The organism is bacterium (assembly GCA_029210965.1).
Taxonomy (GTDB): domain Bacteria; phylum BMS3Abin14; class BMS3Abin14; order BMS3Abin14; family BMS3Abin14; genus JALHUC01.
Genome location: JARGFZ010000007.1, coordinates 53,954 through 79,324 on the forward strand (window position 1 = coordinate 53,954; position 25,371 = coordinate 79,324).

Below are 25,371 nucleotides of genomic sequence, written 5' to 3' on the forward strand. Positions count from 1 at the left end.
GGAAAGATGCTGCCGACTACACTGAACCGTTTCCGAAGAGGCGCTCATGGGCAGAGAGGGTTCACCCTCATTGAGCTCATGATCTCTCTCCTGCTCATGGGGCTGATCATGTCCGTGGTCTACAATGTCTTCAGCTCCCAGGACAGGTTCTTCAGGAACCAGGAACAGATCGCCTCCATGCAGGAGAACCTGAGGGCCACCGTGGAGTACATCAACCAGGAGTTGTCCTGGCTCGGCTACCAGGTTCCCGGCTTAGCCGTGATCAAGGCGGGTCAGTCGGACATCATTTTCAAGGCCAATATCCCCAACTCGGGATCAACGATCCAGTACGTGAGATATCAGTTCGATCCTTCCACCAACACCATCCGCAGGGCAGCGGGTGCCGACGAGAGCTTTGTGGAAAACATGGATCTGACAGTCATGGCCTCCGACATCGAGTCCATGGCTATCTCCTACTACAATATTCTCAACGGCATCGTTGACACCCCTATCTCGAGTCCCCTTTGCGCCGATGAGCTCAGCACTGCCGTGTGCTCCCCTGGACTGCCCGAGAACGACGTAAGTCTCCTGATGGTCCAGCGGGTCAAGGCCAGGGTCACGGCCAGGACCTCCAACCCCGACTGGATGTACACCGATCCCAACGGCGGGCCCAACCCCAACTTCCGCAAGCGCAGGGCGGTCCTGGACCTGAGGGCAAGGAACATCGAGGACGTTACCCTCCAGGGTGGTCAGATCGTTGTGGGCTCCTGCGGATATCTGATTAACTCTGTCAATGGTCCTTATAACAGCTACGCGGCCTGCCCCGACAAGAATTATTATGCGGTCAACTTCCGTCCCGACCCGGCCAACAACACCTTTGACGACAACCCCTACGTCACTATCCAGGCCTACGACAAGGACGGCAACCTCAATACCAGCTCCAACCAGGTCACTTACGTTTACGCTGTGGCCGATGATGGCACGCCCTACAACATGTATGACTCCGCCGACCCCTATACCGTGAACAACACCATATTAAACGGGGAGACCCGGTATGTTGCCGCCAACGACCTGTCAAACGTTTCTACGGGGACCCACGTGAAACTCCGGTTCGCCTATTCGGACGGACTCTGCACCCAGATGAGCTACGAGGGTGAACATGAGATCATTGTCGCGGCTAACCCTGCATCCGTATTCAGCACCTCTGCTACCATGCCTGGCGGTCTGTCGGTGGATTATGTGGACAACAGCGGTTCGTCCATTACACTTGCAACACCGGGCCAGGTGGCCATGTGTTCCTCCGTGGGCAACGAGCGGGTTATTCTGGGAGCGCGCCTCAATGATGACTGCGGAAACGGCATTCCCGGTGAGACCATCGCCTGGAGCGACGGAGGGTTCGGGGGCAGTTTTGTCAACGAGGTGGATAATGGAGACGGCACCTACAGCGCCACCTTTATACCACCCGATACCATGGGCACGGCGGCCGCTGTGTACACGGCAACCCTGAGCGCCCAGTGGGGTTCCTTTACACCCAACGTGGATGTGGACCTTATCGCGGCCCAGCCCCACGATATCGTCATCGACTCCATCGTGGACATCACCCAGGCGAATATCTTCCAGTTTGCCGCAACCGTTCCGGACCGCGCGACTCAACTGGGGGGCAACTCCGGCAGCAGTTTCACTATCGAGCGTGTAGACGGTCAGGAAGTGGGAGTTACCTTCCACGTCGAAGACGAATGCGGCAACCGTGTGTATAAGAGCCTGAGCATCAACCACTCCTCATCCAAGGGCACACTGTCGTCTCTGATCGACAACGGGGACGGCAGCTATAGCTTCGCGTGGGAATCCAACATCGGCTGCGGCCTCGAGCAGCTGAGCGAGACGATCACGATCAGCACATCGGCCATTGCCAACCCCTCGACCCAGAGCGAGACGATCTCCTTCGCTCTTCTGACGACCAGGTCTTCCGATCCCCTCGCCGGTCCCTTTGTTCTCATGGACAAGATCCCCATTGGCAAGACCCTCCAGGCGGGCAATACAGGCGATTATGTGACTGTCCAGTCTTCTATCCTGCAGTACGATCCGGTGAAGCAGTACTGCACGAACCTGATTCCCGGTTCGATGGCTCCGTTCTCTATGCAGTACACGCTGGCAGGCGATACGAATGGCAACGACTCCTTCAGCCCCCTGGCGCCTTTTAATGACATTACCAAGACGGTAACCGTTAACGTTGCGGGTATCGCTCAGGTGGACGTCTATCCCGGAACGGCTGATTGGGACGACTCTGTTACCGTAACGGCGGAGGCGGACATAGAAGGCGCTTTCTATTCGGGCAGTATCGTTTTAGGTCATTTGGAAACGAACCATCCCCAGAGCGACAGCGGGTTCTACCAGGACAACCTGTACACCACGAAGATCGGTACGAACCCGGACCAGGCCATTACGACCTTCAAGCCGGGTTATGACCTCTTCCTGAGGATCTTCGACTATGATGAGAACGAGGACCCCAATTCCCGTGATTCCTTCTCCTTCCCTTACGATGTTAAGGTGACGATCGAGAGTCAGATCACGCAGGACGTCGAGGTCGTGGGCCTTACCGAGTACATTGACGAAAACTCCCCCTATTTTCTCAAGACCCTGGAGACTGCGTTCTATTCTTCCGTGGCGACGACTGTGCAAAAAGATGACGGCATCCTTCAGACCCGCGACGGCGATACCATCTCCATGACCTACGTCGACAAGGACAACCCCGGCGACACGGATACGTGGACGATCAACACACCGGGGGCCGACGTCTTCAGGATCTATAAAGTGGGGTCTCCTGATGAGGAGATCCTGCCGCCAGCTGGCCCGTTACAGGTGGAGGTTGCCTACGGCGACAAGCTGCGGCCTGAACTCTCACTGCCCTTCCTGGCAGGAGACGGCAGCATTAACACCGATACCGTCCAGATCACTATGGATTCGGGCGCTGACACCGACATGCTGGTCCTGAGGGAAGAGGGTGACACCGGCATCATGGTGCCCGACGACATTCTCTACGGAAACAAGCACTTCTCGGTGGCCCAGAGCGATGTTGCTGACGCCGACGATATCCTTGCCACACCCACCACACCGCGATACGTCACCCTGGAGTACAATGTGGTCGGGAGCTACGCCATGACCCTCTCCTTCTTCATGAAGGACTTCGACCCGCCCCAGGTCACCATCACAGCGCCTGCCGATGGCGCCACGGTGTCCGGTGCGGTGACGGTGGATGTAAACGTCAGCGATGTGGCAAACCCAGCGGGGGGCATCAGCAGGGTTGAACTTTACATCAACGGACGCTTCGTCGATTCCATTGTTGGTGCTGACCTTACCGGCACAAACAGTTTCATCTGGACGACAGCAATAGGGAGCACCCCTTACTGGTTGGACGGCAGCCACATCCTCACGGCCAAGGCCTTCGACACCAGCCTCAATGAGGCAACAAGCGATCTTGTGGGCGTGACGGTGGCAAACAACCTGAGCCCCATCTGGTTCAACGACCCGTCTTTCAACTCCATCTGGAGCCAGGATGTGGTCGTCCAGATAGAGGTGGGCAGCCTGGCCGCCCAGAGTGGTACATACGAACTGCTGCTCAACGTCAATAGCGTGCCAGCAATGACCTGGACCGTTAGTGCGAGCGGGGGGATATTTAACCATACTGTAGACCTAACCGACATAGTCGCTTTCCCGTCGGACGGGACGGTCGATCTCATCGCTGTGATCAGGGATACCGGTCTTGGTTACTACGAGACAACGGCTCTCGATTTCATCGTGGACCGGACCCCTGCGGTGATCAGCATCGGTTCACCCTTTGACCTGCCCTGGATAGGCGCGGCCGATTTCCCCCTCAACATCCAGGCAAGAATAACCGACACCAACGCCGTGGCCGACTCCACCGTGACGGCTACCTTCTCGGGCGCCTGCTCAGATGGACCCCTCAATATGTCGGAGCAGCCGGCTGGAAGCGACACCTACACCAACACTCTTCCCTATGGTATCTCTTCCTGCGACAACGTGGAAGGCATCCTCACCATCACCATCGAAGCCAGCGATGTGGCAAGCCCCGCGAACCTGGCTTCCCAGGCCTTCACCGTCAGGCTCGATACGAAAAAGCCCACGGTGGACACTCTTGACGTCATCCCCATGGTCAACCAGTCCTTTACCATGGGTTCCCTCACCTTCGACGGGTTCATCAGGGGGGACGTCACGCTGCAGGCCGGCGTCACGGACGGGAACCTCGGCTCCTCCATTGGCGCCTTTACGGCATGGTACTACAACGATCCGTACACTATGGCCGGTCCTCCCGACGGCACGCAGTACCTGCCACTGGAGAGTTACCAGAGCGCGGCAGCAGGAGCCTTCACAGACCTGTGGCCCACCACCGCCTACCCCACCGGGAGCTACGTTCTGGCGGCCGGCGTCATGGATTCGGCGGGCAACACCACCGACTCGGCGCCCTTCAAGGTCCTGTACCTGGACAACTCCACACCCTTTATCAACAATCCCATTATCAATGCACAGTTCACCACTGTTGAACCGTTGTCCGGGTGGACTGTGCCGCTATTGCACGGTCTTGTTAATGTGAGCATGGCGGCCAGTGACCAGAGCGGGTTCCTCAGGACGGTCGAACACCGTTTCGTCAACGCGGGTGATGATCCGGGCACGGCCGACACACCCTCCGGTTCTGTTCTGAACACCGTGAGCTACAGTTTCCCGGCGGATAGCATGAAGAGGATCTTCGCCAAATCCTATTCCATTAGCAGCTGTACCGTAACGCCAGGTGTATACGATGTCTTTGCCTACGCCACAGACTGGGCGGGGAACAAATCATCGTCCATGGGAACCACCAGGTTCGTGGTGGAGAACTTCACCTACCTGGTCCCGCCCAGCGCGGCCTATCCGGTAGTTTCTTTCGAGGATATTCCGCCCTCAAATGATGGCATCTATGCCCTGCTTAGCGACGGGACCATCCGGGACTGCAACGGCACGGTGGGCGGTCACGATGTGACAGTGACCTTCTTCCACAGGTCCTGGGATGGCTTCGCGTACACCCTTGACTCTACCTACAACACCGTGGCGACCACCGACCTCATGGGGGACCTGCCGACCCTCTCGTCTGATGATGGGGCTGTATTATACACGGCCAAGGAACTGGGAAGCGTGGGGTTCTACGATGCGAGTGCGCCTGTTATCTACGCTCTTTTCCACCCCATGTTCCTGGGTTCCCCCCAGCCATATGAGGTGGATCCTGTCGGGAATCCCGGTTATACAGTTCTCTACGCGCCCTGGTACACGGGGTTCCAGCCCCTCAACCAGGAACGCCTGCTGACGAACCTTACCCACGACCTGACACCCAACGGTTTACCCGCTTACGCTTTGGCACTGTCGGGGGAGGTTATCTTTAATAGCGGGCAACCGGCGGCGAGTGAGACTCTCACCATCGAAATGAGTTGGACCGACACCAGTTCCAGCACGATGTCGACTATTTACAGGGTCGCCACCGATTCGTTGGGCAAGTTCAGCTTTACACCGCCCGCAGATATTTCCAACAGCGACCCGATTACTGTTCAGTTCAGACGAGTTTCAAAATACTGGGGTGTACGTAACTTCGGTTCGATTAACTGGAAACCATGGTACGGGTGGATGGAATCTCTGGAGTAGGGCTTACCAAAGGAGCAATGGCGATGAATACTATTCAGATAAATCACGGTCATGAGGCGTCCAGAGGTCAGCGGGGCACCGCCCTTGTCCTGTCCCTGTTCCTCATCACGGTGCTCACCGTTCTGGGAACCATGGTACTTAACACCGCCATTGTAGAGATCAAAATGGCCCAGAACCAGAAGATCTCCTCCCAGGTATTTTACGCGGCGGAGGCCGGACTGGAGAGGGGTCTCCTCATGCTCATCGAGGACTTCGATACCGAGGGCGGGTCCGCATGGGGCAACGCGAACTACGTAGGCTGGGCCGAGACGGTCACAGAGTCAGCGGTGAGCGGGTCCACCACCTTCGACCCCGACGTGCGTTCCCTGGATATGTACATCTCGAGCCCCGATGCGAACCTTAAAAAACTGACCCTCTCGGGCGGTCACGGAGTGAACAACCTCACCTTCGACCTTTATATCTATAAGGTAGGTTCAAGCGAGGCTTACGTGATGTCCAACGCCTACGGCAACGGCGGAATGGCTGCCATAGAATACCACCTTGCGGTGGAGGATATGTCCCCTTACAACAACGCTATCTTCACCGGGGCGGGGGTTTCAGGCCACTTCCAGGGTAGTGTCAACCTTGCTGGATCCATTTACTCGAGAGGGACCCTGGACGTGGGTGCCAACGTCCAGGTCACCAACAACTACACCACGGGGCACCATCCCCTTGCACCCGGGGATGCTCTTTACGACATGCTGCCGGCCGTTACGGACCTGGATACAAAGGTCCGGGTCAAGGGGGGTGACCTCAACATAGAATCGACCTCAGCCCAGATCGGATACGCCGGCACCGACAACCGCATAGAGGGTATCTATGTGGACGGCGCTACCAACATCGATGCCGTTGGGACCCACTATTACGACGAACACACCAGCGAGGTCCCCGACGTTCCCCTGCCCAGCATCTATGACGGGATCAGGGAGATCTTTGACGACAATAGCCTGAACCTGGATACCTGCATCGCCGCCAAGTCGGGAGCCAACGACGCGGCCATAGCCACCTCCATCTACGCCGACTGGGTCAGCGGCACGGGGTGCGCATCTTCCCTTTCCAGTTCCGGCATGGTTATCAACGCCAGTGATTTCGGGTCCCCTGCGGTTATCGATGGCTCTACCGGGAACCTGACCTACGATGACGGGGCCGGCAACGGGATGTATTTCGACGACGCTACTGATACCCTCACCATCAAGGGCAACGTGGTCATTCTCGGGGACCTTAAGTTTGGCCAGTCTAACGGGAACGATGACATTACCTACGAGGTTTACGGCGACAACTCGGGAGGGTTCAGCCAGGCCGATGGAGGCACCCTCTATTGCAGCGGAGATTTGGAAATCCGAGGCGGCTTCAGCCCCGATCCCAGCAAGGGCTACCTCAAGGGGGTCACGGGAGTGGATGACATCAACAGCCTCGGAGTTGTAACGCCGGGGGACATCACCTTTACCGGAAAGAACGACAATATCCACGCCGGGTTCTATTTCGCCGAAGGGCAGGTGAACTTTAACAAACAATCCAAGTTTGCCGGTACGATTATTGGCGGTCTGGTGAACTTCTCCCAGGTGCCGGATGTGTACCAGGTTCCCAACCTCAAGAACTACCTACCCCCGGGGGTGCCCGGCGGACAGACCATCGTGAAGCTTACCAGCCGAGAGTGGAGGAGAGTGTATTAAAGGCAGGAGCCAGAATCCTGTAGCCAGTAGCCAGAAGAGAATCGAAAAAAAGAGCTGACTCACGATTACATAGAGGAAAACCACCATTTGGTGGTTTTCCTGTTTTCCACAAAATATTGTATTCAAACGGGTAGTTAAATACCAAGTCTTGTGGAAATTGTTTAAGTTACCACTGCAACCTGTTAAAAAAGCAACATTTTTTATTTTTTCCCCTTGACAAACGTTGTATTTTTTTTCATAATTTGTATAAATTTTGTGAAACTTAGCAAAACTTAGCAAAATTTGTCTTCAATGTTCACTTGGGGAAGACTATGAAAAAGGGGAAAAAGGTGCAGCTTAAATCCAACCTCAAACCCAACAACGTCCGGAACATCAGGGAAGCCAAACTGATGTCCAAGTCAGAGCTTGCCAAGGCGGCCGATCTTTCCATCCCTACCATCGACAGGGTGGAGAAGGGGCATCCGTGCCGTATGGAGACCATGAGGAAGATCATCAAGGCTCTGGGCCTGACCCTGGACGAACGCAACACAGTTTTCCTCGAATAGGGGAGGAGATAGATGGCACTGATTGGCGGTTCGAAAGCTATAGCCGGTCTGGACATAGGCTCCAGTTCCATCAAGATCGTCCTGCTCAAGGAGACGGGCAAGGGGTATCGCCTCCTGAACATGGGCATACGGCCTCTTCCTCAGGAGGTCATCGTTGACGGGGCCATTATGGATGCCGGTGTCATCAGTGATACTCTGAGGGACATGGTCCGTGAGATGAAGCTCAAGGTGAAGGACGTTGCAGTATCCGTGTCTGGTCACTCAGTCATTATCAAGAAGATCAAAATACAGGAGATGACCGAAGAGGAGCTGGAGAAGAACATCCAGTTCGAGGCCGAGCAGTACGTTCCCTTTGATGCCTCTGAGGTCAACATGGACTTTGTCATTATGGGAACGGTGGAGGGGGAAGGCAAGATGGAGGTCCTCCTGGTGGTGGTGAAGAAAGACGTTATAAACGATATCACCACCGTCGTCTCAGATGCCGGCCTCAACCCCATAGTGGTGGATGTGGATGCCTTCGCCCTGCAGAACATGTACGAGACCAACTATGTCATGAACCCCGAAGATGTTGTGGCACTGGTGAACGTGGGTGCTTCAACGACGAACATCAATATTATCAGGGATGGAGTTTCTATCTTCACACGGGACGTTTCGGTAGGGGGCAACCAGTACACCGAGTCTATCCAGAAACAGCTGCAGGTCAGTTACGACGAGGCGGAACTTCTCAAGAAAGGCGAATCGGTGGGAGAGAAGGGTGCCGCTGATGTGGAAGCGATCATGGTCACCATCTCCGGCAACCTGGCCCAGGAGATACAGAGATCCCTGGACTTCTTCAACTCATCCAACCCGGACATTCAGATCAGCCGCGTTTCCTTGTGCGGCGGCGGTGCAAAGGTCGAAAGTGTGGTCAAGGCGATGGAGCAGCGGTTGGGGATCCAGGTAGAAATGGTTAACCCCCTGGAGGCCATAACTGTCAACCGGAAGAAGTTTGACCCGGATCTGATCGCGGATATGGCCCCGATGCTGGGTATAGGTGTGGGACTGGCCATAAGAAAGGCGCATGACCGATGATAAAGATCAATCTTTTACCGGTCCGTGAAGAACGGCGCCGCCTGGGTGCCAGGCAGGAACAGATGTTCTTCGCACTCATAATGATCCTTGCTGTCATCGGGGTCTATTACTGGCACGCTACAACCAACGCCAAAATAAAAGACCTGAGGATTCACATCACCCAGGCCGAGCAGGACATAACCCGGCTGAGCAAGATCGTCAAGGAAGTGGAAAAGTTCAAGGCGGACAAAAAGATCCTGGAAGGCAAGATCGCCGTTATCGATAAGCTCAAGACCTTTCGACAGGTTCAGATCCATTACATGGATGAACTCAACAAAGCTCTGCCGAGCCAGGTCTGGCTCGAATACTATCAGCAGAAGGGCGATACTCTGGTGCTGCGGGGCAAATCCCTGTCCACCGATGATATTGCCGGTTTCATGAGAAACCTGGAATCTTCCGTTTATTTTGAAGACATCAGGCTCGACCAGACGAGCCAGAAGGAACAATCGGTTGGTGACAGGAAAATGAAAGTGAACGACTTCAGTCTCAGGCTGATGGTTGTTCCCGCTGGCGGGAAAGGGTAATCCCACACCAGGGAGGATTCAGGACATGGCTATCGATGCACAAACAATCGCCAACCTTTCCCCGGCCAAAAAGATCCTTCTGGTGCTGGTATCCGTAGTCCTGGTTTTCGGGCTTTACTGGCAGCTGGCCTATAAAGGGAAGGCAAGAACGATCGACAGGCTCAGGAACGACCTGAGCAATAAACAGGCCAAACTCAATGAAAATGAGGCCATTGCCAGAAACCTCCCGAGGTTCAAGGAGGAGGTCCAGAAACTTAACCAGCAGTTGGGCAAGGTCGTTCAGGAACTGCCAAACAAAAGGGAGATCCCCGACCTGCTGGAGAAGATCAGCAACCTGGGTGCTCTAAACGGCCTTGAGGTTATTTATATCAAACCGCAGAACGATGTTGATCAGGGTTTTTATGCCGAGGTTCCTATAGCGATCAAGGTAAAAGGCGGTTATCACGAGGTAGGACTTTTCCTCGATGCACTTAGCAGGCTGCCGAGGATCATCAATGTCAGCGATATCACCATGGGCAACGCCAAGGAAGATGAGCGCAGCGGAGTTATCGTCCTGGACATCAGTGCCCTTGCCACGACTTACAGATACGTCGAGAAGGGGGGATGATCATGAGTTTTAGGAACTTCTCACTCCCTGTCCTCCTGATTTTCCTGACAGGGGTCATGGTTGCGGGGTCAGCCTGCAGTAAAAAGGCGCCCCCATCGAAGCCGCTGGCTCCGTTAGCTGTGACGCCCAAAAAAGCGGCGCCTGCGGCAACTGCGACAGTCGCAGCTGAGGATCAGGTTTCGGCCTTTGGCTACGAAGTGTCGGGCAGAAACCCCTTTGGCTCACTCCTGAGAGTCAAGAAATTGGTGGCGGAAGGGATTCCTGAAGAGCAGTTGACACCGCTCCAGAGAATTCCGGTCACTGATATGAAGGTGGAGAGTATCATTATCAGCAGCAGGAAATCGGTAGCCCACGTCATTACTCCCGATGGGAAGGCTCATATTATTGCGATTGGAACACTAATGGGCCGGCACAAGGGTAAGGTTGTCAGGATGAACTCGGACGAAATTATCGTAGAGGAACAGTTTGAGGATTACCTGGGAAGGGCGTTCAAGCAGGAAACGGTTCTCAGGTTACGCGAAAAAGAAGGGGAGAATCTGTGATGAAGCGTTTTATCGCAAAACTGCCGTGGGTTCTTCTGGCGGTCTTCGCCCTGGTCGCAAGCGGGTGTGCTGCTCCCAAGAGCCAGATGCGCTCCTCCGTGGAAGAAGCAGCCTTGGCCAGTGTCACCTCGGTGACAGGTGAGGAACTGCCGGACAGGGTTCGACTGAACATTGAGGGTACGGCAACCCTCGCTTACACGGTGTTCAGACTTTCAGAACCGTTGAGGCTTATCGTTGATCTGGCTGATACCGACATAACCGGTCTCGGTGAACTGATCACGGTGGACCTTGGGAACGTTGCCACTGTCAGCCCCATCCAGTTGTACGAGGATGCCGGGCGTATCGGCCGCCTCGAAGTCTCCCTGGTGGAGTTGTGGGACTATGAAACTTCAAGGGCTGATAACACCATAATTATCGATTTCCTCAAGCCTGTTACGGTTTCGGAAGAGACCCCCCAGGCTGATGAAATGCTCCCGGCACAACCGGTCTCCGATAAACCGCCTGTAGAAGTGGTGGAGCTGGAACTGACCCCCGGAGGGGAAACTACGGATGCCCAGGGTGAAATTATGGCAGAAGGAACCGCTGCCGCTCAGGTTCAGGAGGATCTGCCTCCGGCCGGGTTCATTAACAGTGTCCTTTTTGTAGAGGCTGGCGACGGGTTGACCGTTGAATTCGTTGCTGATGGTAGCGTTTCAGAGTACCTGACTATGGAACTTTCAGACCCGACCCGTCTTGTGCTTGACGTTCAGAATGTGGCAAAGGGGTTCGCACCAAGCAGGATCCCGGTTGAAATGGGTGGTGTAACCAATATTCGGGTGGGTGAACATTACGATCAAAACAAGCTGCGTTTCGTTTTTGACATGGAGGGTGACCAAATACCTCCCTATTTTGTGGAATCTGCGGGATCCGGGCTGGTACTGCGAATTGGCGAGGGAGTTGTCCCGGTCCAGCAGATTGAGGCCGCAGCTGCTCAGCCCGAATTCGAGCCGGAACCCGCATCCTCCTTCACCGAGGTTTCCGCCTCCGCCCAGGTGGCTATGGCCGACAAGTCTGAGGAAAGTCTCGAACCCGCGCCTGCTACTGCCGTGGCCGGAGCGGTGGCCCAATCTGATAGCGGAGTGTCCGAAATCCGGTATCGGGCCGAAGTCTCAGGCGGTGCTGTCCTGGTCATCTCGGATCCTCCCGTCGAATACGAGATCTCCCAACCGGATGCGAGCCATCTTCTCATTGATCTCAGAGATGTAGCTCTCTCCAGGGATCTGGTCAGGAGTCAGGATACCAGGGATATGGATGGGGCACTTCAATCGATGAGTTCCTATAACCCAAGGGGCGGCGGAGGCGGCAGAATAAGCCTGACCTTTATCCCAGGCACTACCTACGAGGTGGATCAGACCGGCGGGACCCTTACTGTGTCCCTGACGGCTCCTGCGGCGGTACCGATGGCCCAGTCAATCGCTCAGAAAGTCCAGCCGGAAGCAGTTGCTCTTATTCAGACACCCGTGTCACCGGCTCTGGTGCCGGCCGCAGCTACCGCTTCTGCTACCGAGAAGATGGTGGTAGAGGACATTGCGGTCCCCAGGGAAGTGGGACCGCAATACACAGGGGAACGGATCACCCTTGATTTTCAGAACGCCGACCTGCTCAACGTGCTGAGACTCATAGCAGAGGTTAGCGGACTCAATATTATCACGGCGGAAGGTGTGGGCGGAAAGATCAGCATGCGCATGCAGGATGTTCCATGGGACCAGGCTCTTGATATCATCCTTAAAACCAAGGGCCTGGGACAGGTTCGGGAAGGTAACGTAGTGCGAATCGCCCCGCGGGCAATCCTGGAAGGTGAAAGGATTGCTGAACTCAAAGCCAAGGAGGCTGAAGTTAAGATGGAGAACCTGATCCTTGAGATCGTGCCAATCAGCTACTCCAAGGCCGAGGATCTGGTGAGCCAATTAAACTCTTTCCTCAGTGCCAGGGGATCCATCACAACCGACAAGAGGACCAACTCCCTTATTGTAAAGGACATCGAGGAGAATGTTAAAAAGATCAAAGATCTGGTGGGAGAGTTGGATGTTCCAACGCCTCAGGTAAGGATCGAAGCCAGGATCGTCATCGTTGATGAGGGCTACGTGAAGAACCTCGGTATTCAGTGGGGAGGGGTCCACGACGATGGGGCCGGAACCCAGATCTTCGGTGAATCGGGTACATCCAGTACCGGTTTTTCAGGCGCTCTCGTCAACATGCCTGCATCAAACGCCAATACTGTCCTCGGGTTCACCTTTGGCAACATCAATAATTTCACCAACTTGGACCTCAGGCTAAGTGCTCTGGAGCAGACGAACAACGGACGAATCATTTCAAGTCCGTCCCTGCTCGTCATCCAGAACGAAACGGCCAATATTGAGGTGAACAACCCCTTCCCTGAAAACCGAACATCTACTGAGGTAAGTGATGAGGGGTCGACCACGACAACCGAAGTTTCCTTCCCGGACATATGGACCAAACTGAAAATAACTCCCCAGGTAACGAGCAGTGATGATATCTTCATGGAGGTTCTGGTGGAGAAGGACAGCAAGGGACAGCAGGCTGTCTTTGATGACAACATTTTCACCGGTGTGAACAAGCACAAGCTGGAAACCAAGATTATTCTGAAAAATCACGGAACGGCAGTCATCGGCGGTCTCTATACCGAGAACGAGGGGCAAAGCAACAGCAGCGTACCGTTTTTCTCCAAGATCCCTGTTCTCGGGTGGTTGTTCAAGAACAAGAACACCTCAAACAATAGAGATGAGCTTCTCATTTTTATCAACGCCACCATCGTCGAAGGTTAAAAGACCCACAACAGCGACAAACGCATCCGCCGATAGGGGCGGATGCGTTTTTTTTAGGAGGATATGAGACATGCTTCGATTCCTGACGGCAGGTGAATCCCATGGCGAATCGCTCATTGCCATTCTTGAAGGGCTTCCTGCGGGCCTGGAGGTGAGTTCCGGTCAGATTAATCTAGAGCTTGCAAGAAGGCAGAAAGGTTATGGACGTGGAAAACGGATGGAAATCGAGAGCGACAAGGTGGAATTTTTTTCCGGGATGCGGGGAGGAAGGACTTTAGGCAGCCCCCTGGCAATGCGCATAAAAAATCGGGATTGGGATAATTGGCAGAATACGATGGGACCCGAGGGGAGAAATCGTGATGCCCGATCGGTTTCCAGTCCCCGGCCCGGTCACGCAGATCTTGCCGGAGGTATAAAGTACGGACATAAAGATTTCAGGAATATCCTTGAAAGAGCCAGTGCGAGAGAGACGGCTGCCAGGGTGGCCGTGGGAGCCGTGGTAAAGGCCCTGTTGGAACGGTGCGGGGTAACCATCGGCGGACATGTTGTGTCCATTGGAGGATCATCCCCTTCAACCGCGGAATTTAAAAGGCACAGAGAGGGAGCTATTGCGGAAACCTCGCCGGTACGATGCCTGGACAAATCCGCCGAGAGGGAAATGGTAAAACTTATCGATAAAGCGATGGAAGATGGTGAGACCTTAGGTGGTGTTTTCGAGATAAAAGCCTTTGATGTTCCGGTGGGGTTGGGTAGTCACGTTCACTGGGACCGACGTCTGGATTCTGATCTGGCCTCTGCAGTTATGAGTATTCCTGCCATTAAAGGCGTTCAGATCGGATCTGGGTTTCGAGCTGCCCAACTGCCCGGTTCAGCCGTCCACGACGCTATTTTTTACGATAAGACCAGAGGATTTTATCGTGAGACGAACAATGCCGGAGGTATCGAAGGGGGGATCACCAATGGGGAAACAGTGATCCTCTCAGCTGCCATGAAGCCCATACCGACCCTGATGTCGCCCCTGGGATCTGTTCATTTCCTGAGTAAGAGGAAAGTTGATGCCGCAGTGGAACGCTCCGATGTCACAGCTGTTCCTGCAGCATGCGTTATTGGTGAATCTATGGTTGCCTTTGTGCTGGCCAAGCACATGTGCGAAAAATTTGGTGGTGACTCCATGGATGAGATGCTGCAAAATCTGGAGGCGTATAAGAGTTACATTGAAAAACTGTAGAAACGGTGAACAGTGAACAGTGAACGGTATAATCACAGCTGCACACATTGTTGATATTATTTTTATCCTTTTCCAATTAATGCAGTTTTTTTTCATAGTTCACTTTTCACAAGAGTGGAGATCCACCAACAATGAATTTCAAGCAAAATTATCTTGCTGGCTTCAAGGGATCGGGCAAAAGCGGTGACTGAAACAATACATGTCGGCCTTGGAAACAGATCCTATCCGATCACCATAGGCGATAAGGCCTGGTCAGGCCTGCTGCCCCACCTTGAAAAAAATCCTTTTACATCATCTATCACCGTCATCGATGAACGGGTGAACCGACTTTACGGTGAAAGGTTTTTCGGGCTTACGGACAAGACAGGCAAACCCTCATTCCGTTTTATTCTCCCTGAGGGCGAGCAAAGTAAATCATTCCCCTTTCTGGAATCACTCTGCAGGGACATGGCAAGGAACGGAATGGATCGCGGGTCCCTGGTATTGGCACTGGGTGGTGGTGTGGTTGGTGATCTGGCAGGTCTTGCCGCCTCCGTATATCTTCGGGGAGTCCGCCTTATCCAGCTTCCAACAACCCTGCTTTCCATGGTGGACAGCAGTGTTGGTGGAAAAACCGGGATTAACATATCCGAGGGGAAAAACCTGATCGGAACCTTTTACCAGCCGGAAGCCGTTTTCGCTGACATATCGGTACTGGGCACTCTTGATGAGCGAGACTGGTATTCGGGCCTGGCAGAGATCCTGAAAATCGCTTTGGCGTTGGATGCGGGACTATTCGACTACCTGGAATCGGTGGGGGATCTTGGACCTTCCGGAGATCTGGATGTCACCAGGACCGTTGCTGCCGCGTGCCGGCAGAAGGCGAATGTAGTGGAGCTGGATGAAAAGGAAGCCGGCTTGCGAAAGGCCCTGAATTTTGGCCATACCCTGGGGCATGGTGTTGAAGCGTCTCTTGGGTATGGAGTTCTCAGACACGGCGAGGCGGTTCTCTTTGGGATGAGGGCAGCTCTCATCCTTTCGACCAGAATGTGTGGTCTCCCCTCCGATCAGTTTCAAAGGGCCATTAAACTTTTAGACCGGATCCCGGTCCCGGATGTGGAAATTCCCCATGATCTTAACAGGTTCATAATTAAGGACAAAAAGAGTTCCGGCAACAGAATATCTGGTGTTTTCATTAAGGAGATAGGCAAACACGAATTTGTTTCCCTTGAGGATCCATCTGTGTTGGTGGAGGCGTTGAAAGTTCCGTGATTCGTGATTTGTGAATCGTGAATGGTTAGGGATGTAATATCGTGACTCGTGATTTGTAGTCGGAGAGATCAGTAATCAGTAATCAGTAAATGGGAAGTGGTGGAAGCTGGAAAGCGGTAAGGTCTCGCTGATTCGTTGTTTTTTCGAATTACGAATCACCAATCACGGCCCTTAACCATTTGACTTGAATTACTAAATCCCATAGCATTAAGGGATGATTGATTGAGAATTTGAAACGCTTTCATGCTCTTATTCTCAATTCGGAATGCGTAATTCGTAATAGTAATAATGCGAAACGCAGGGAGAGGTAACCCATGAGCGATGATGCTATTGAGCGCTATGAACAGATGCTGTTGGAAGACCCCCAGTCAAGGGCATTTGCTCCCCTGGCTGAGGCTCACCGCAAAACGGGACGCCTGGATGATGCGATCAATGTAGCCAGAGCAGGGCTTGAGCTGAATCCTGGTTACAGCGGCGGATTAGTCGTACTTGGCCGGGCCCTCTATGAAAAGGGGGAACTCGACAACGCGATCGAGGTTCTGCTAGAGGCGCTCAAAGACACACCGGAGAATTATCTGGGACAAAAGTTCCTTGGGAAAGTCCTTTTGGCCAAGGGTGAGAATAAGGGGGCGCTGACAGCTCTCGATGCGGCAAACCTTCTTAGTCCGGAGGATGAAGAGGTGACAAGACTCCTTGATGAAGTGAGGAGCAAGGCTGTTACCCCACCGACCATGGACTATAATGAATATGCTGCCGATTCTGCCGAAAAGGCCCGACTCGTCACTTACGAACAAAAACCTACAACGATAGACGGGATAGAGCTTTCTCCCCTGCCGGGTGGTGAGATCGAAGAGACGTTCACCTTCTCAGGCGGAGGCACCGCCGATCCGGCGGATTTGGCCCCTGTCGATGATATCGACGGTGAAGATATGACGGCCACTGTGATCGAGGAGGAAGAGATCGAACAGGCCTCGGACCTTGAATCCCTTGACGAACTGGGTGCTGAGGCAGCGGCGTTTATCCGGGAGGGCGAGAGTTTTGTGGAGGAATCCCTGGAGGATCTTCCAGATGAAGCGTTATTTTCAGTGGAAGAGGAAATGGATGTGGATGTTGAGCCTGAAGAGATTTTTACCCCTTCTGCTGAACCGCCTGTAGCTGCAGCGCAAGAGGCTGCGTTCGTACCAGTATTCGCGCCTGCGCCCGAACCCGAGCCTGTTCCCGAACCCGCACCTGCGCCCGAACCTTTTCCAACGCCAGTGTCTGTGCCCGCACCCGAACACCAGCATGCGCCCCAGCCAGTGTTTGAGCCAGCGCCCGTTACCCAGCTTGCACCCGAACCTGAACCGGAAATTCGGGCGGAAATTCCGATACCGCTGGATCCGCCTTCCGGTGATGATCAGTTTTCCACCGAAACCCTGGCGGAACTTTATGCCCAGCAGGGTCTTATTGAAAAAGCGGCGAATATTTACCGTCGGATCCTGGATCAGGCGCCGGAAAATGAAGCTGTGAAATTGAAGCTCGAAACCCTGGAGGAGCAAACTCCAGTAATCGTGGGATCCGTTCAGGAGGTTAAGCCCCGTGAAGAGGGCCAAACCCAGTCCCCTCAGAAGGGTGGTAATGAGGACCCTTTGAGTATGCTGGAGCGGCTTCTTGAAAATGCGGAAAGGATAAAGGGACCATGATCTTCGAAGATGTGCTGAAAAATATCGTTGAACGTTCCGATGGGGTGCTAGGTGCGGTGATCATGGGTATGGACGGAATCTCAATAGGTGAACACCTGGTTGATCCTGGTTGCACTATCCAGACCGTCGGAATAGAGTATGCGCTTGCTATCAAGAGTATACAAAAAGCCTCCGCGTCCCTTTCTGCCGGTTTGGTTCAGGAGGTTTTTATTAACACTCAGAACAACATTTTTATTCTGAGACTTATAACCGATGATTATTTCATTGCCGTAGCCATGGAGCCTGAAGGCAACCACGGGAAGACACGTTACCTGATGCGGTTATCGGTCCCGTCTCTGTTAAAGGAATTTGAATGACCCCAGTCCCAGGTTCTGGTTCTGTTTGATAAAAACCTGCCCATAAGGGTCAAAGAATTAACTGACATCACGGCAAATCGCGAATGGGGAGGGAATTAATTGATCAGTACAAACCAGTTCAAGAGAGGTATTAAGGTCGAAATCGAGGGTGAACCGTTTTCAATTATTGAATTTCAGCACGTAAAACCTGGCAAAGGGGGGGCTTTCGTCCGCACCAAACTCAAAAGCCTTATCACTGGTAACGTTTTGGACAGAACCTACCGGTCCGGGGAAAAGCTGAAAAGGCCCGATTTTGAAGAAAAGCAGATGCAGTATCTTTACAGGGACGAGAGCGGGTTTCATTTCATGGATACTGGTACCTACGAGCAGGTACTCTTGACTGCCGAGGACATGGGCGATCTCCAGGATTATCTCAAAGAGGAACTCGAGGTCACTGTACAGATGTACAACGGAAAGCCCATTGGGATTGATCTGCCCATTTTTGTAGAGCTTGCCATAGTCAAGGCTGAGCCGGGTGTAAAGGGCGATACAGCCACGGGAGCAACAAAACCCGCGGAAATGGAAACGGGTGCAGTGATCTTTGTCCCCCTCTTTTTGGGAGAAGGAGACGTTGTGAAGATCGATACACGCTCAGGGGAATATATCGAACGCGTGAGATAGGAGAGAATTTGATGGATATCAAGGAGATTAAGGAGATCCTGAGACTTCTGGACCGATACGGTGTTCAGGATTTTACCCTTCAGAGGGGTGATAACAGGATTCGTGTGCGAAAGGGTGGAGTCCTTGAGGAGCCTGGCCAGGTGAGGTACCGGGAAATCCCGGTGAACGAGGTGCCGTCATCGGCAGTCTCGTCGCCTCAAGGTTACCCGGCGGCACCGCCATCTTCGTTGCCAGGAGACCAGCTTACGGTAGGTGACAATCAGTTTCTTGTTACTTCGCCCATTGTGGGAACCTTTTACAGAGCGCCCTCGCCGGAAGAACCACCCTATGTGGAGGTTAACAGCGTCGTCACCAAGGGAGCGGTGCTCTGTATCGTTGAAGCGATGAAGATAATGAACGAGATAGAGTGTGAGGTCACCGGGAAGATCTCAACGATTCTGGTGGAAAACGCCCAGGCCGTTGAATACGGTGAGCCTCTCTTTATCGTTGACCTGGCGTGAATGCTTTGAAACTTTTTTCAAAAATACTTGTTGCCAACAGAGGCGAGATCGCTCTGAGGGTTATCCGTGCCTGCAGGGAACTTGGGATCAAGACAGTGGCCGTTTATTCAGAAGCGGACCGGGACGCCTTACATACCCGCTTCGCGGACGAGGGGATATGTATTGGTCCGGCCAATCTGTTGCAGAGCTATTTGAACATCCCTGCCGTGATCAGCGCCGCAGAGGTGTCGGACTGTGAAGCGATCCATCCTGGATACGGATTTCTGGCAGAGAACCCGGAGTTTGCCGAGATCTGTGAGGCCAGCGGTATTACCTTTATTGGCCCCCGATCCGAACATATTAGATTGATGGGAAATAAGATCCAGGCACGAAACCTTGCCGCGCGGGCTGGTGTTCCCATGCCGCCTGGAGGGATCGAAGGGGTTAGTGACCCGGAGGAAGCTCTTATTGCAGCCAAACAGCTCGGGTTCCCGGTTATTATCAAGGCTGCTGCCGGAGGAGGGGGACGTGGTATCCGGGTCGTTCATTCAGAAGCTTCCTTCAGAACCTCATTTTCCATGGCCCAATCTGAGGCAAGCTCTTCCTTCAACGACCCGGAGGTATATGTAGAAAAGTTTATCGAGTCACCGCGGCATGTTGAGATCCAGATAATGGCTGATAACCAAGGCAATGTTATTCATTTGGGTGAAAGGGATTGCAGTATACAGCGACGATTCCAGAAGCTCATTGAAGAGGCCCCATCACCGGCTGTAAGCGAAGAACTGCGGGTGCAAATGGGTAAAGCGGCTGTTAACCTGACGCGGGAGGCCGGATATGTGAATGCCGGAACGGTGGAATTTCTTTTAGACCGGGATGGAAAATTCTACTTTATGGAGATGAATACCAGGATTCAGGTCGAACACCCGGTGACCGAAATGGTCACGGGGGTTGACCTGGTTAAGGAGCAGATCAGGGTAGCGGCAGGCCACCCCCTCGGATTCAAACAGGAGGATATAAGGATTCAGGGTCACGCTATTGAATGCCGTATCAACGCTGAGGACCCGGTAGACTATCGGCCCTGTCCCGGGACGATCTCCTTCTACTATGCACCAGGCGGTCCAGGGATAAGGGTAGATTCCGCGGCCTTTGAAGATTACTATATCACTCCACACTACGATTCCATGATAGCCAAGCTCGTGGCCCACGGTCGTGATCGGGAAGAGGCTGTTGCAAGGATGCAAAGAGCCCTGGAGGAGTTTGTCATCGAGGGGATAAAGACAACCATACCACTCCATCAGAGGATCCTGGCTACCATGAAATTCAGAAAGGGTGATTACGGCACCGATTTTCTTGAAGAATTAAAGAAATAGGCGAAAGTCAGATAGGGAACCATGAATGGTGAACTGCGGAAGTAGCCGGATGACATGCCGCTCTGAACCGTTCACGGTTTTATTTTTACATCTTACGGCAAAATGAAGGACGTTCAAAAACATCATTCATTATGATACCATTCTAGCTTTGTTTAAATAATGTTGAAATATGAACGGGAAAATTCAAACATGGCAGATAAGGCAAAATTATTTAAGATAGCGCAAAAACACCTGTCCAAGGGGAACCTGGACAAGGCTATCAAAACCTTCCAGCAGTTGGCAGAGGTTGATCCCAACGATCAGCGGCTTATTTTGCGTCTTGCTGAAATTCTGGCCCGAGCCGGGAGGAAAAAGGAAGCCGTCGAGAACTATGAAAAGGTTGCCGCCGGATACATCAAACAGGATTTCCCTCCCAAGGCAATTGCTGTATACAGGACTATTCTTCGTCTGGACCCGGAGCTTTTTTCAGCCTACGAAAAACTGGCGGAACTCTATAAAAGCCAGGGGCTAGAGGCTGAGGCCCTGGCTATTTTCGAAAACCTTTTCAAGGTTTACGAAAGGAAGAACGACGAAGACAAACAGATAGATGTCCTCAAGCTCATGGCCGACATGGATCCCGAGAATCTGGGGTTCCAGGTCAGGTTGGGAGAGACCCTGGCCAGGAAGGGTCGGAAAAAAGAGGCTGCCGAGGCTTTGGCAAAAGCTGCAGCCACCCTCAGCCGGAGAGGATTCCACGACAGAGCTTCCCAGCTTTTCGAAAAAATCACCGCCTTGAATCCCGACAACACAGCGGTGCGAAGAGAGCTTTGTGCCCACTACCTCGAGAGCGGGAAGTATAATGAGGCCCGCACCGAGATCGAAGCAATCCTCGCGATTGAACCAGATGATCCACGGATGGTTCTCCTTTTGGGCCGAATCCTTTTCCAGTTGGGGAAAAGTGGTGAGGGAGAGGAGAAAATCTCGGAGTCGATCAAGCTTTTCCTGAAAGCCGGTGAGCTTGAATCTGTGATGAGGGAGTTTCTTTTTGTTGCCCAGTCTCATTTTAACAATGGTGAGGATTACGAGGCAGAGGCTTTTTATCGCCAGATCTTGTCAAATGTGCCAGGAGAGGTGAGGGCAATAAAAGGGCTCGTGTCGGTGGCGGAAAAGAGGAAAGATCGTGTTGGTCAGATAGACAATCTCCTTCTTCTTGGCCGGACAATGCAGCAGGCTGGAGATCGGGAGGGTGTTATAGATTCCTTCAGAAGGGTCAATGAGCTTGATCCCCTGAACGAGGAAGCCAAAGCTTATCTTGCTGGTGCTGGTCCTGTTGAACCCCCCGTTGTTCAGTTTGAAGAACAATCCATTGGTCTGGAAGGTGAGATCCAGGATGCGGATCTCGATGAAATCGAAGAGGTCGAACTTTTTGATGCTGAGGACATGGATCTGGAGGACATCAGTGAGGATGTCCTCGAAGAAGACATCGATGAAGAGATCCAGCTCATAGATGATGAGGAACCTGACAGGATTGTTCTTGATGCTGACGAGCCTCAGGTTGATTTTGGCGCAAAAGAGGTGGAGGAGGGGTTTATCCCTGAAATCGTTCTTGAAGATTACAAGGATGATTTCGAAGTGGATATCGGGGATTTTGAAACTGTGATGGAGGTCTCTGAAGTTGCCGGGGACGTTGCCGGGGAAGAGGCCGGGGGAGAAACAGAACCTGCAGGTTTTGACGAAGTGCAGGCTTCAGAATCTGTCGAACAGTTATCCGACGAGATGTCGCTTGAAGAGCTCCTCGCTGAAGCGGAAGTCTATGAAAGGTATGGCCTCAAAGAAAAGGTAGCCGAGACTCTGGAGAAAGCAAGGGTCAGGGCGCCTGGTGACCAGGAGGTACTCTCCAGGATAGCGGCCTTTGATTCGGGTACTAAAGTCCAGGGACTGTGTCCAGTCGCTGGGGATTCGGCACAGGAACTGCCTGAAACAGAGGATCCCCATCACGACCCCTTTTCAGAAGAACTCGAAGAGGCCGACTTCTACCATTCTCAGGGACTCGACGATGAGGCTTCCAAAATTTACAAGTCTATTCTGGAGCGTGACCCTCAGCAAAACAGGGCCTTGCAAGCACTTTCCTCTATCGAGGTGAAGGGCGCACCGGACGAGCCTGGGGCGGCAGAACCTGTTGATGAAGGGCGCACAACGGCTTTGTCTGTTGACCCCGGTGTGCCGGTAGAAACAGCTCTTGAATCGCGGTTCAATCCGGATACCGCTAAAGATGTCAAAAGTAAACTTATAGTAGAAGATTCAACTCCTGAAGGCATGAACGACTTCCTTGATATCGCTGAGGAGCTTCGCATAGAGATTGCTGAGGAGGATGCTGCGGAAGCCCGGATCGGACCTGCTGACGGGCCGGTCTCATTTGAAGAGATATTCAGCCAGTTCAAGGAAGGAATTAAGGAAACCCTGGGAGATGAGGAGTACGAAACCCACTACAACCTGGGGATCGCATACAAAGACATGGGCCTTTATGATGATGCCATCCTGGAGTTCGAGTCGGGTACCAGGGATCCTGCTCTGGCCCAGGATAGCTTTAGCCTGATGGCTATGTGCTATGTGGAGAAAAGGGATTACGAGTCAGCGATAAACGCCATTGTTCAAGCCATTGATATTTCAAATGGAGGGAGCAAAACGGGGCTTTTCTTCCAACTTGGTGAGGTGAAGGAAAAACAGAACTTGTGGTCGGAGGCTATAAAGGCTTATGAGCAGGTACAATCCGATGATCCTGCCTTCCAGGGTATAGGTGAAGCTATTGAGCGTGTTAAGGCTTCCCTTTCCCGTGGGGTGATCCAGGATGAGCCTGATGACTTGTCGGATGGCGGTATGGATAATATGCTTACGGACCTGATACGGGAGGTTGAGGAAATGGCCAAAGAGTCTTCCGGCGAAACAACGGACGAACCGGGTAAACCCAAAAAAGACAGGATATCCTATCTATAAAATGCTGCACTTTGAATTCCAGCCAGCATTTTATAGATAGTCATTTCCTGCAATGTTGAAATGACCATGTCAGGAGAATCCAAATGTTGATACAACCCTTATTTTCTTTCCTGAGGCCTGATCCGGTTGGCTGCCGGTTAAACGGATACGAGGAAATGACCTGTGAGCTACCTTGATTTTTACGGGCTTCAGATAGAGCCGTTTTCCAACGCTCCAAATGAGCGGTTCTACTACAATAGCGCTCAGCACGCACGGGCTTTGACCAGGATCATGTACGTGGCAGAGACCATGAAAGGCCTGGCTGTGGTGGTGGGCGACATAGGAACGGGGAAAACGACACTGGCCAGGAAGGTCCTGGACGGCCTGCCTTCCGAGGTTTACGAATCGGCTCTTCTGGTGATCCTGCATGCGGAGATTTCCCAGGAATGGCTGCTCAGAAGGATAGCCCAACAGCTGGGTATCGAAAACCCTGCCACCGAGAAACTCCAGATTATCGGACAACTATACCGTAAACTCCTTCATCTCCATGAAATGGGCAAAAAGGCTGTGGTCCTCATTGACGAGGCGCAGATGCTTAATACCCGAGAACTCATGGAGGAGTTCCGGGGGCTTTTGAACCTGGAGGTGACGGCGCACAAATTGATCACTTTTATTTTTTTCGGGCTGCCGGAGGTTGAGGATACCCTGGCGCTGGATCCGCCTCTCCTGCAGAGGGTTGCCATGAAGATCAGGTTATCGACCCTCACTGACGAGGCGACAAAAGCCTACGTTGTCCACAGGATGGCTATTGCCGGCAGCAGGGAAACCATCTTTACCGATGGGGCACTGAAGCTTATTTATAAGTATTCCGACGGTTTTCCGAGAAAGATCAACGTTCTTTGCGATAATGCCCTTTTTCAGGGTTTTCTCATGCGGCAACGGGTGATCGATGAAACTATTGTCATGGAAATGGCAGCTGACCTGGGCTTTGACGCCAGGATGGACAACCGAGCTGATATACCATCCATGGCTATTCCCGCCTCCTGGAACCCGGACGGTGTGAATGCGGAGGATGTTATTCCAGGTGAAATGCTGGTGCAGAACTTGAAAAATCCGGTTGTCCCCGAGATCCCACTGGAAGCGGTTCCGGAACAGTTGCAGACCCAGAACGCCCAGATCACCAGCGAGGACCTGGACCTGAAACTGGAGGAGTTTTTTGAGGATACGTTTAAGGAAAGTTGACGAGGTCAACTTTCCTGGTGAACCGTGAACAGTAAATTCGTGCCGGAGCTTTGAGCTCCGGTTTTGTATTCAGGACGCAGCACCCAGCACCCAGTAAAAAACCTTCATTTTTGTTAAGCGGCTAAAGCTATTGAATGCAAAGGACGCGGAGGGACGCAGAGGAAAAGCTGAAATATGGGTAAACAGGGCATTCCCGAAGAGTCGGACTTCACATTCTCAGGTTTTAATGATCCAGAATCTAAAATCCTAGGTCCAAGTTTTTCGCCGAACCGCCGATACCTGATTTTCATTCTACGTTCTACATTCTGATTTATACGGTTAGCTCTTGACATCTAACTTCTTAAGACCCTATAATCATTCAAATTTTTCAAGGGGGAGCCATGAGCAAAGCAAGGCAGGACCTGATCAAGCGAATTCTTGAAGAAGATGAGGAGTACAGAGATCTGCACGAGAAGCATCTGGCCTTTGAAGAGCAAATACAGGAACTCCAGAAAAGACCCCCGTCTACTGAAATTCACTTTGAAATCGAGGGGTTAAAGAAACAAAAGCTGCAGGGGAAAGACAAGATGGAAAGGATTCTTACCAAGTATAGCTAGGATTGCATGCTGGTGGCTTATTCAAG

Annotated in this window: 18 protein-coding genes; all 18 read left to right on the top strand. The window is 52.8% G+C overall.

Translation table 11 applies throughout. The features are described 5' to 3' along the window. The first annotated feature begins 6 nt into the window (after nucleotides 1-6). The 18 genes from P1S59_04745 to P1S59_04830 all read left to right on the top strand — a co-directional run bounded on the left by P1S59_04745 (nucleotide 7) and on the right by P1S59_04830 (nucleotide 25,345). On the top strand, nucleotides 7-5,664 hold the full coding sequence (locus P1S59_04745; GenBank protein ID MDF1525561.1) for an Ig-like domain-containing protein: 5,658 nt from the start codon (nucleotides 7-9) through the stop codon (nucleotides 5,662-5,664). A 23-nt stretch (nucleotides 5,665-5,687) separates the two neighbouring features. Continuing rightward, nucleotides 5,688-7,376 carry a pilus assembly PilX N-terminal domain-containing protein gene (locus tag P1S59_04750; protein ID MDF1525562.1) on the top strand — a complete coding sequence of 563 codons (1,689 nt, stop codon included), beginning with the start codon at nucleotides 5,688-5,690 and terminating at the stop codon, nucleotides 7,374-7,376. 311 nt (nucleotides 7,377-7,687) lie between these two features. Beyond that, a complete protein-coding gene (locus P1S59_04755) occupies nucleotides 7,688-7,921 on the top strand; it encodes a helix-turn-helix transcriptional regulator (GenBank protein ID MDF1525563.1) in 234 nt (77 codons plus the stop codon). A gap of 12 nt (nucleotides 7,922-7,933) precedes the next feature. Then, nucleotides 7,934-8,992, top strand: a complete 1,059-nt coding sequence (gene pilM, locus P1S59_04760; protein MDF1525564.1) for a type IV pilus assembly protein PilM — start codon at nucleotides 7,934-7,936, stop codon at nucleotides 8,990-8,992. Beyond that, nucleotides 8,989-9,555, top strand: coding sequence for a PilN domain-containing protein (locus P1S59_04765; protein MDF1525565.1), 567 nt, complete (start codon nucleotides 8,989-8,991; stop codon nucleotides 9,553-9,555). Before pilM ends, P1S59_04765 begins: the two co-directional genes overlap by 4 nt. A gap of 25 nt (nucleotides 9,556-9,580) precedes the next feature. Then, nucleotides 9,581-10,162: a type 4a pilus biogenesis protein PilO gene (locus tag P1S59_04770; GenBank protein ID MDF1525566.1), complete on the top strand. Its 582-nt coding sequence runs from the start codon at nucleotides 9,581-9,583 to the stop codon at nucleotides 10,160-10,162. Nucleotides 10,163-10,164: 2 nt separating this feature from the next. Next, on the top strand, nucleotides 10,165-10,704 hold the full coding sequence (locus tag P1S59_04775) for a pilus assembly protein PilP (GenBank protein MDF1525567.1): 540 nt from the start codon (nucleotides 10,165-10,167) through the stop codon (nucleotides 10,702-10,704). Continuing rightward, nucleotides 10,704-13,529: a type IV pilus secretin PilQ gene (gene pilQ, locus P1S59_04780; GenBank protein MDF1525568.1), complete on the top strand. Its 2,826-nt coding sequence runs from the start codon at nucleotides 10,704-10,706 to the stop codon at nucleotides 13,527-13,529. The genes P1S59_04775 and pilQ overlap by 1 nt, the downstream gene beginning before the upstream one ends. A gap of 70 nt (nucleotides 13,530-13,599) precedes the next feature. Then, the gene (gene aroC / locus P1S59_04785) at nucleotides 13,600-14,757 is read left to right on the top strand and encodes a chorismate synthase (GenBank protein ID MDF1525569.1); all 1,158 of its coding nucleotides are present in this window, start codon (nucleotides 13,600-13,602) and stop codon (nucleotides 14,755-14,757) included. 183 nt (nucleotides 14,758-14,940) lie between these two features. Beyond that, nucleotides 14,941-16,008, top strand: a complete 1,068-nt coding sequence (gene aroB, locus P1S59_04790; GenBank protein ID MDF1525570.1) for a 3-dehydroquinate synthase — start codon at nucleotides 14,941-14,943, stop codon at nucleotides 16,006-16,008. A 314-nt stretch (nucleotides 16,009-16,322) separates the two neighbouring features. Continuing rightward, the gene (locus P1S59_04795) at nucleotides 16,323-17,690 is read left to right on the top strand and encodes a tetratricopeptide repeat protein (GenBank protein ID MDF1525571.1); all 1,368 of its coding nucleotides are present in this window, start codon (nucleotides 16,323-16,325) and stop codon (nucleotides 17,688-17,690) included. Further along, complete coding sequence (locus P1S59_04800) at nucleotides 17,687-18,046, top strand: roadblock/LC7 domain-containing protein (protein ID MDF1525572.1); 360 nt, start codon at nucleotides 17,687-17,689, stop codon at nucleotides 18,044-18,046. The genes P1S59_04795 and P1S59_04800 overlap by 4 nt, the downstream gene beginning before the upstream one ends. A gap of 99 nt (nucleotides 18,047-18,145) precedes the next feature. Continuing rightward, entirely contained in the window at nucleotides 18,146-18,706 is a 561-nt protein-coding gene (gene efp / locus P1S59_04805; protein MDF1525573.1) for an elongation factor P, read from the top strand. Nucleotides 18,707-18,717: 11 nt separating this feature from the next. Beyond that, a complete protein-coding gene (gene accB, locus P1S59_04810) occupies nucleotides 18,718-19,206 on the top strand; it encodes an acetyl-CoA carboxylase biotin carboxyl carrier protein (protein MDF1525574.1) in 489 nt (162 codons plus the stop codon). Nucleotides 19,207-19,211: 5 nt separating this feature from the next. After that, nucleotides 19,212-20,555, top strand: a complete 1,344-nt coding sequence (gene accC, locus P1S59_04815) for an acetyl-CoA carboxylase biotin carboxylase subunit (protein ID MDF1525575.1) — start codon at nucleotides 19,212-19,214, stop codon at nucleotides 20,553-20,555. A gap of 189 nt (nucleotides 20,556-20,744) precedes the next feature. Then, the gene (locus P1S59_04820; protein MDF1525576.1) at nucleotides 20,745-23,528 is read left to right on the top strand and encodes a tetratricopeptide repeat protein; all 2,784 of its coding nucleotides are present in this window, start codon (nucleotides 20,745-20,747) and stop codon (nucleotides 23,526-23,528) included. Nucleotides 23,529-23,690: 162 nt separating this feature from the next. Further along, entirely contained in the window at nucleotides 23,691-24,749 is a 1,059-nt protein-coding gene (locus P1S59_04825; protein MDF1525577.1) for an AAA family ATPase, read from the top strand. 380 nt (nucleotides 24,750-25,129) lie between these two features. Beyond that, nucleotides 25,130-25,345 carry a YdcH family protein gene (locus tag P1S59_04830; GenBank protein MDF1525578.1) on the top strand — a complete coding sequence of 72 codons (216 nt, stop codon included), beginning with the start codon at nucleotides 25,130-25,132 and terminating at the stop codon, nucleotides 25,343-25,345. The last annotated feature ends 26 nt before the right edge of the window (nucleotides 25,346-25,371 follow it).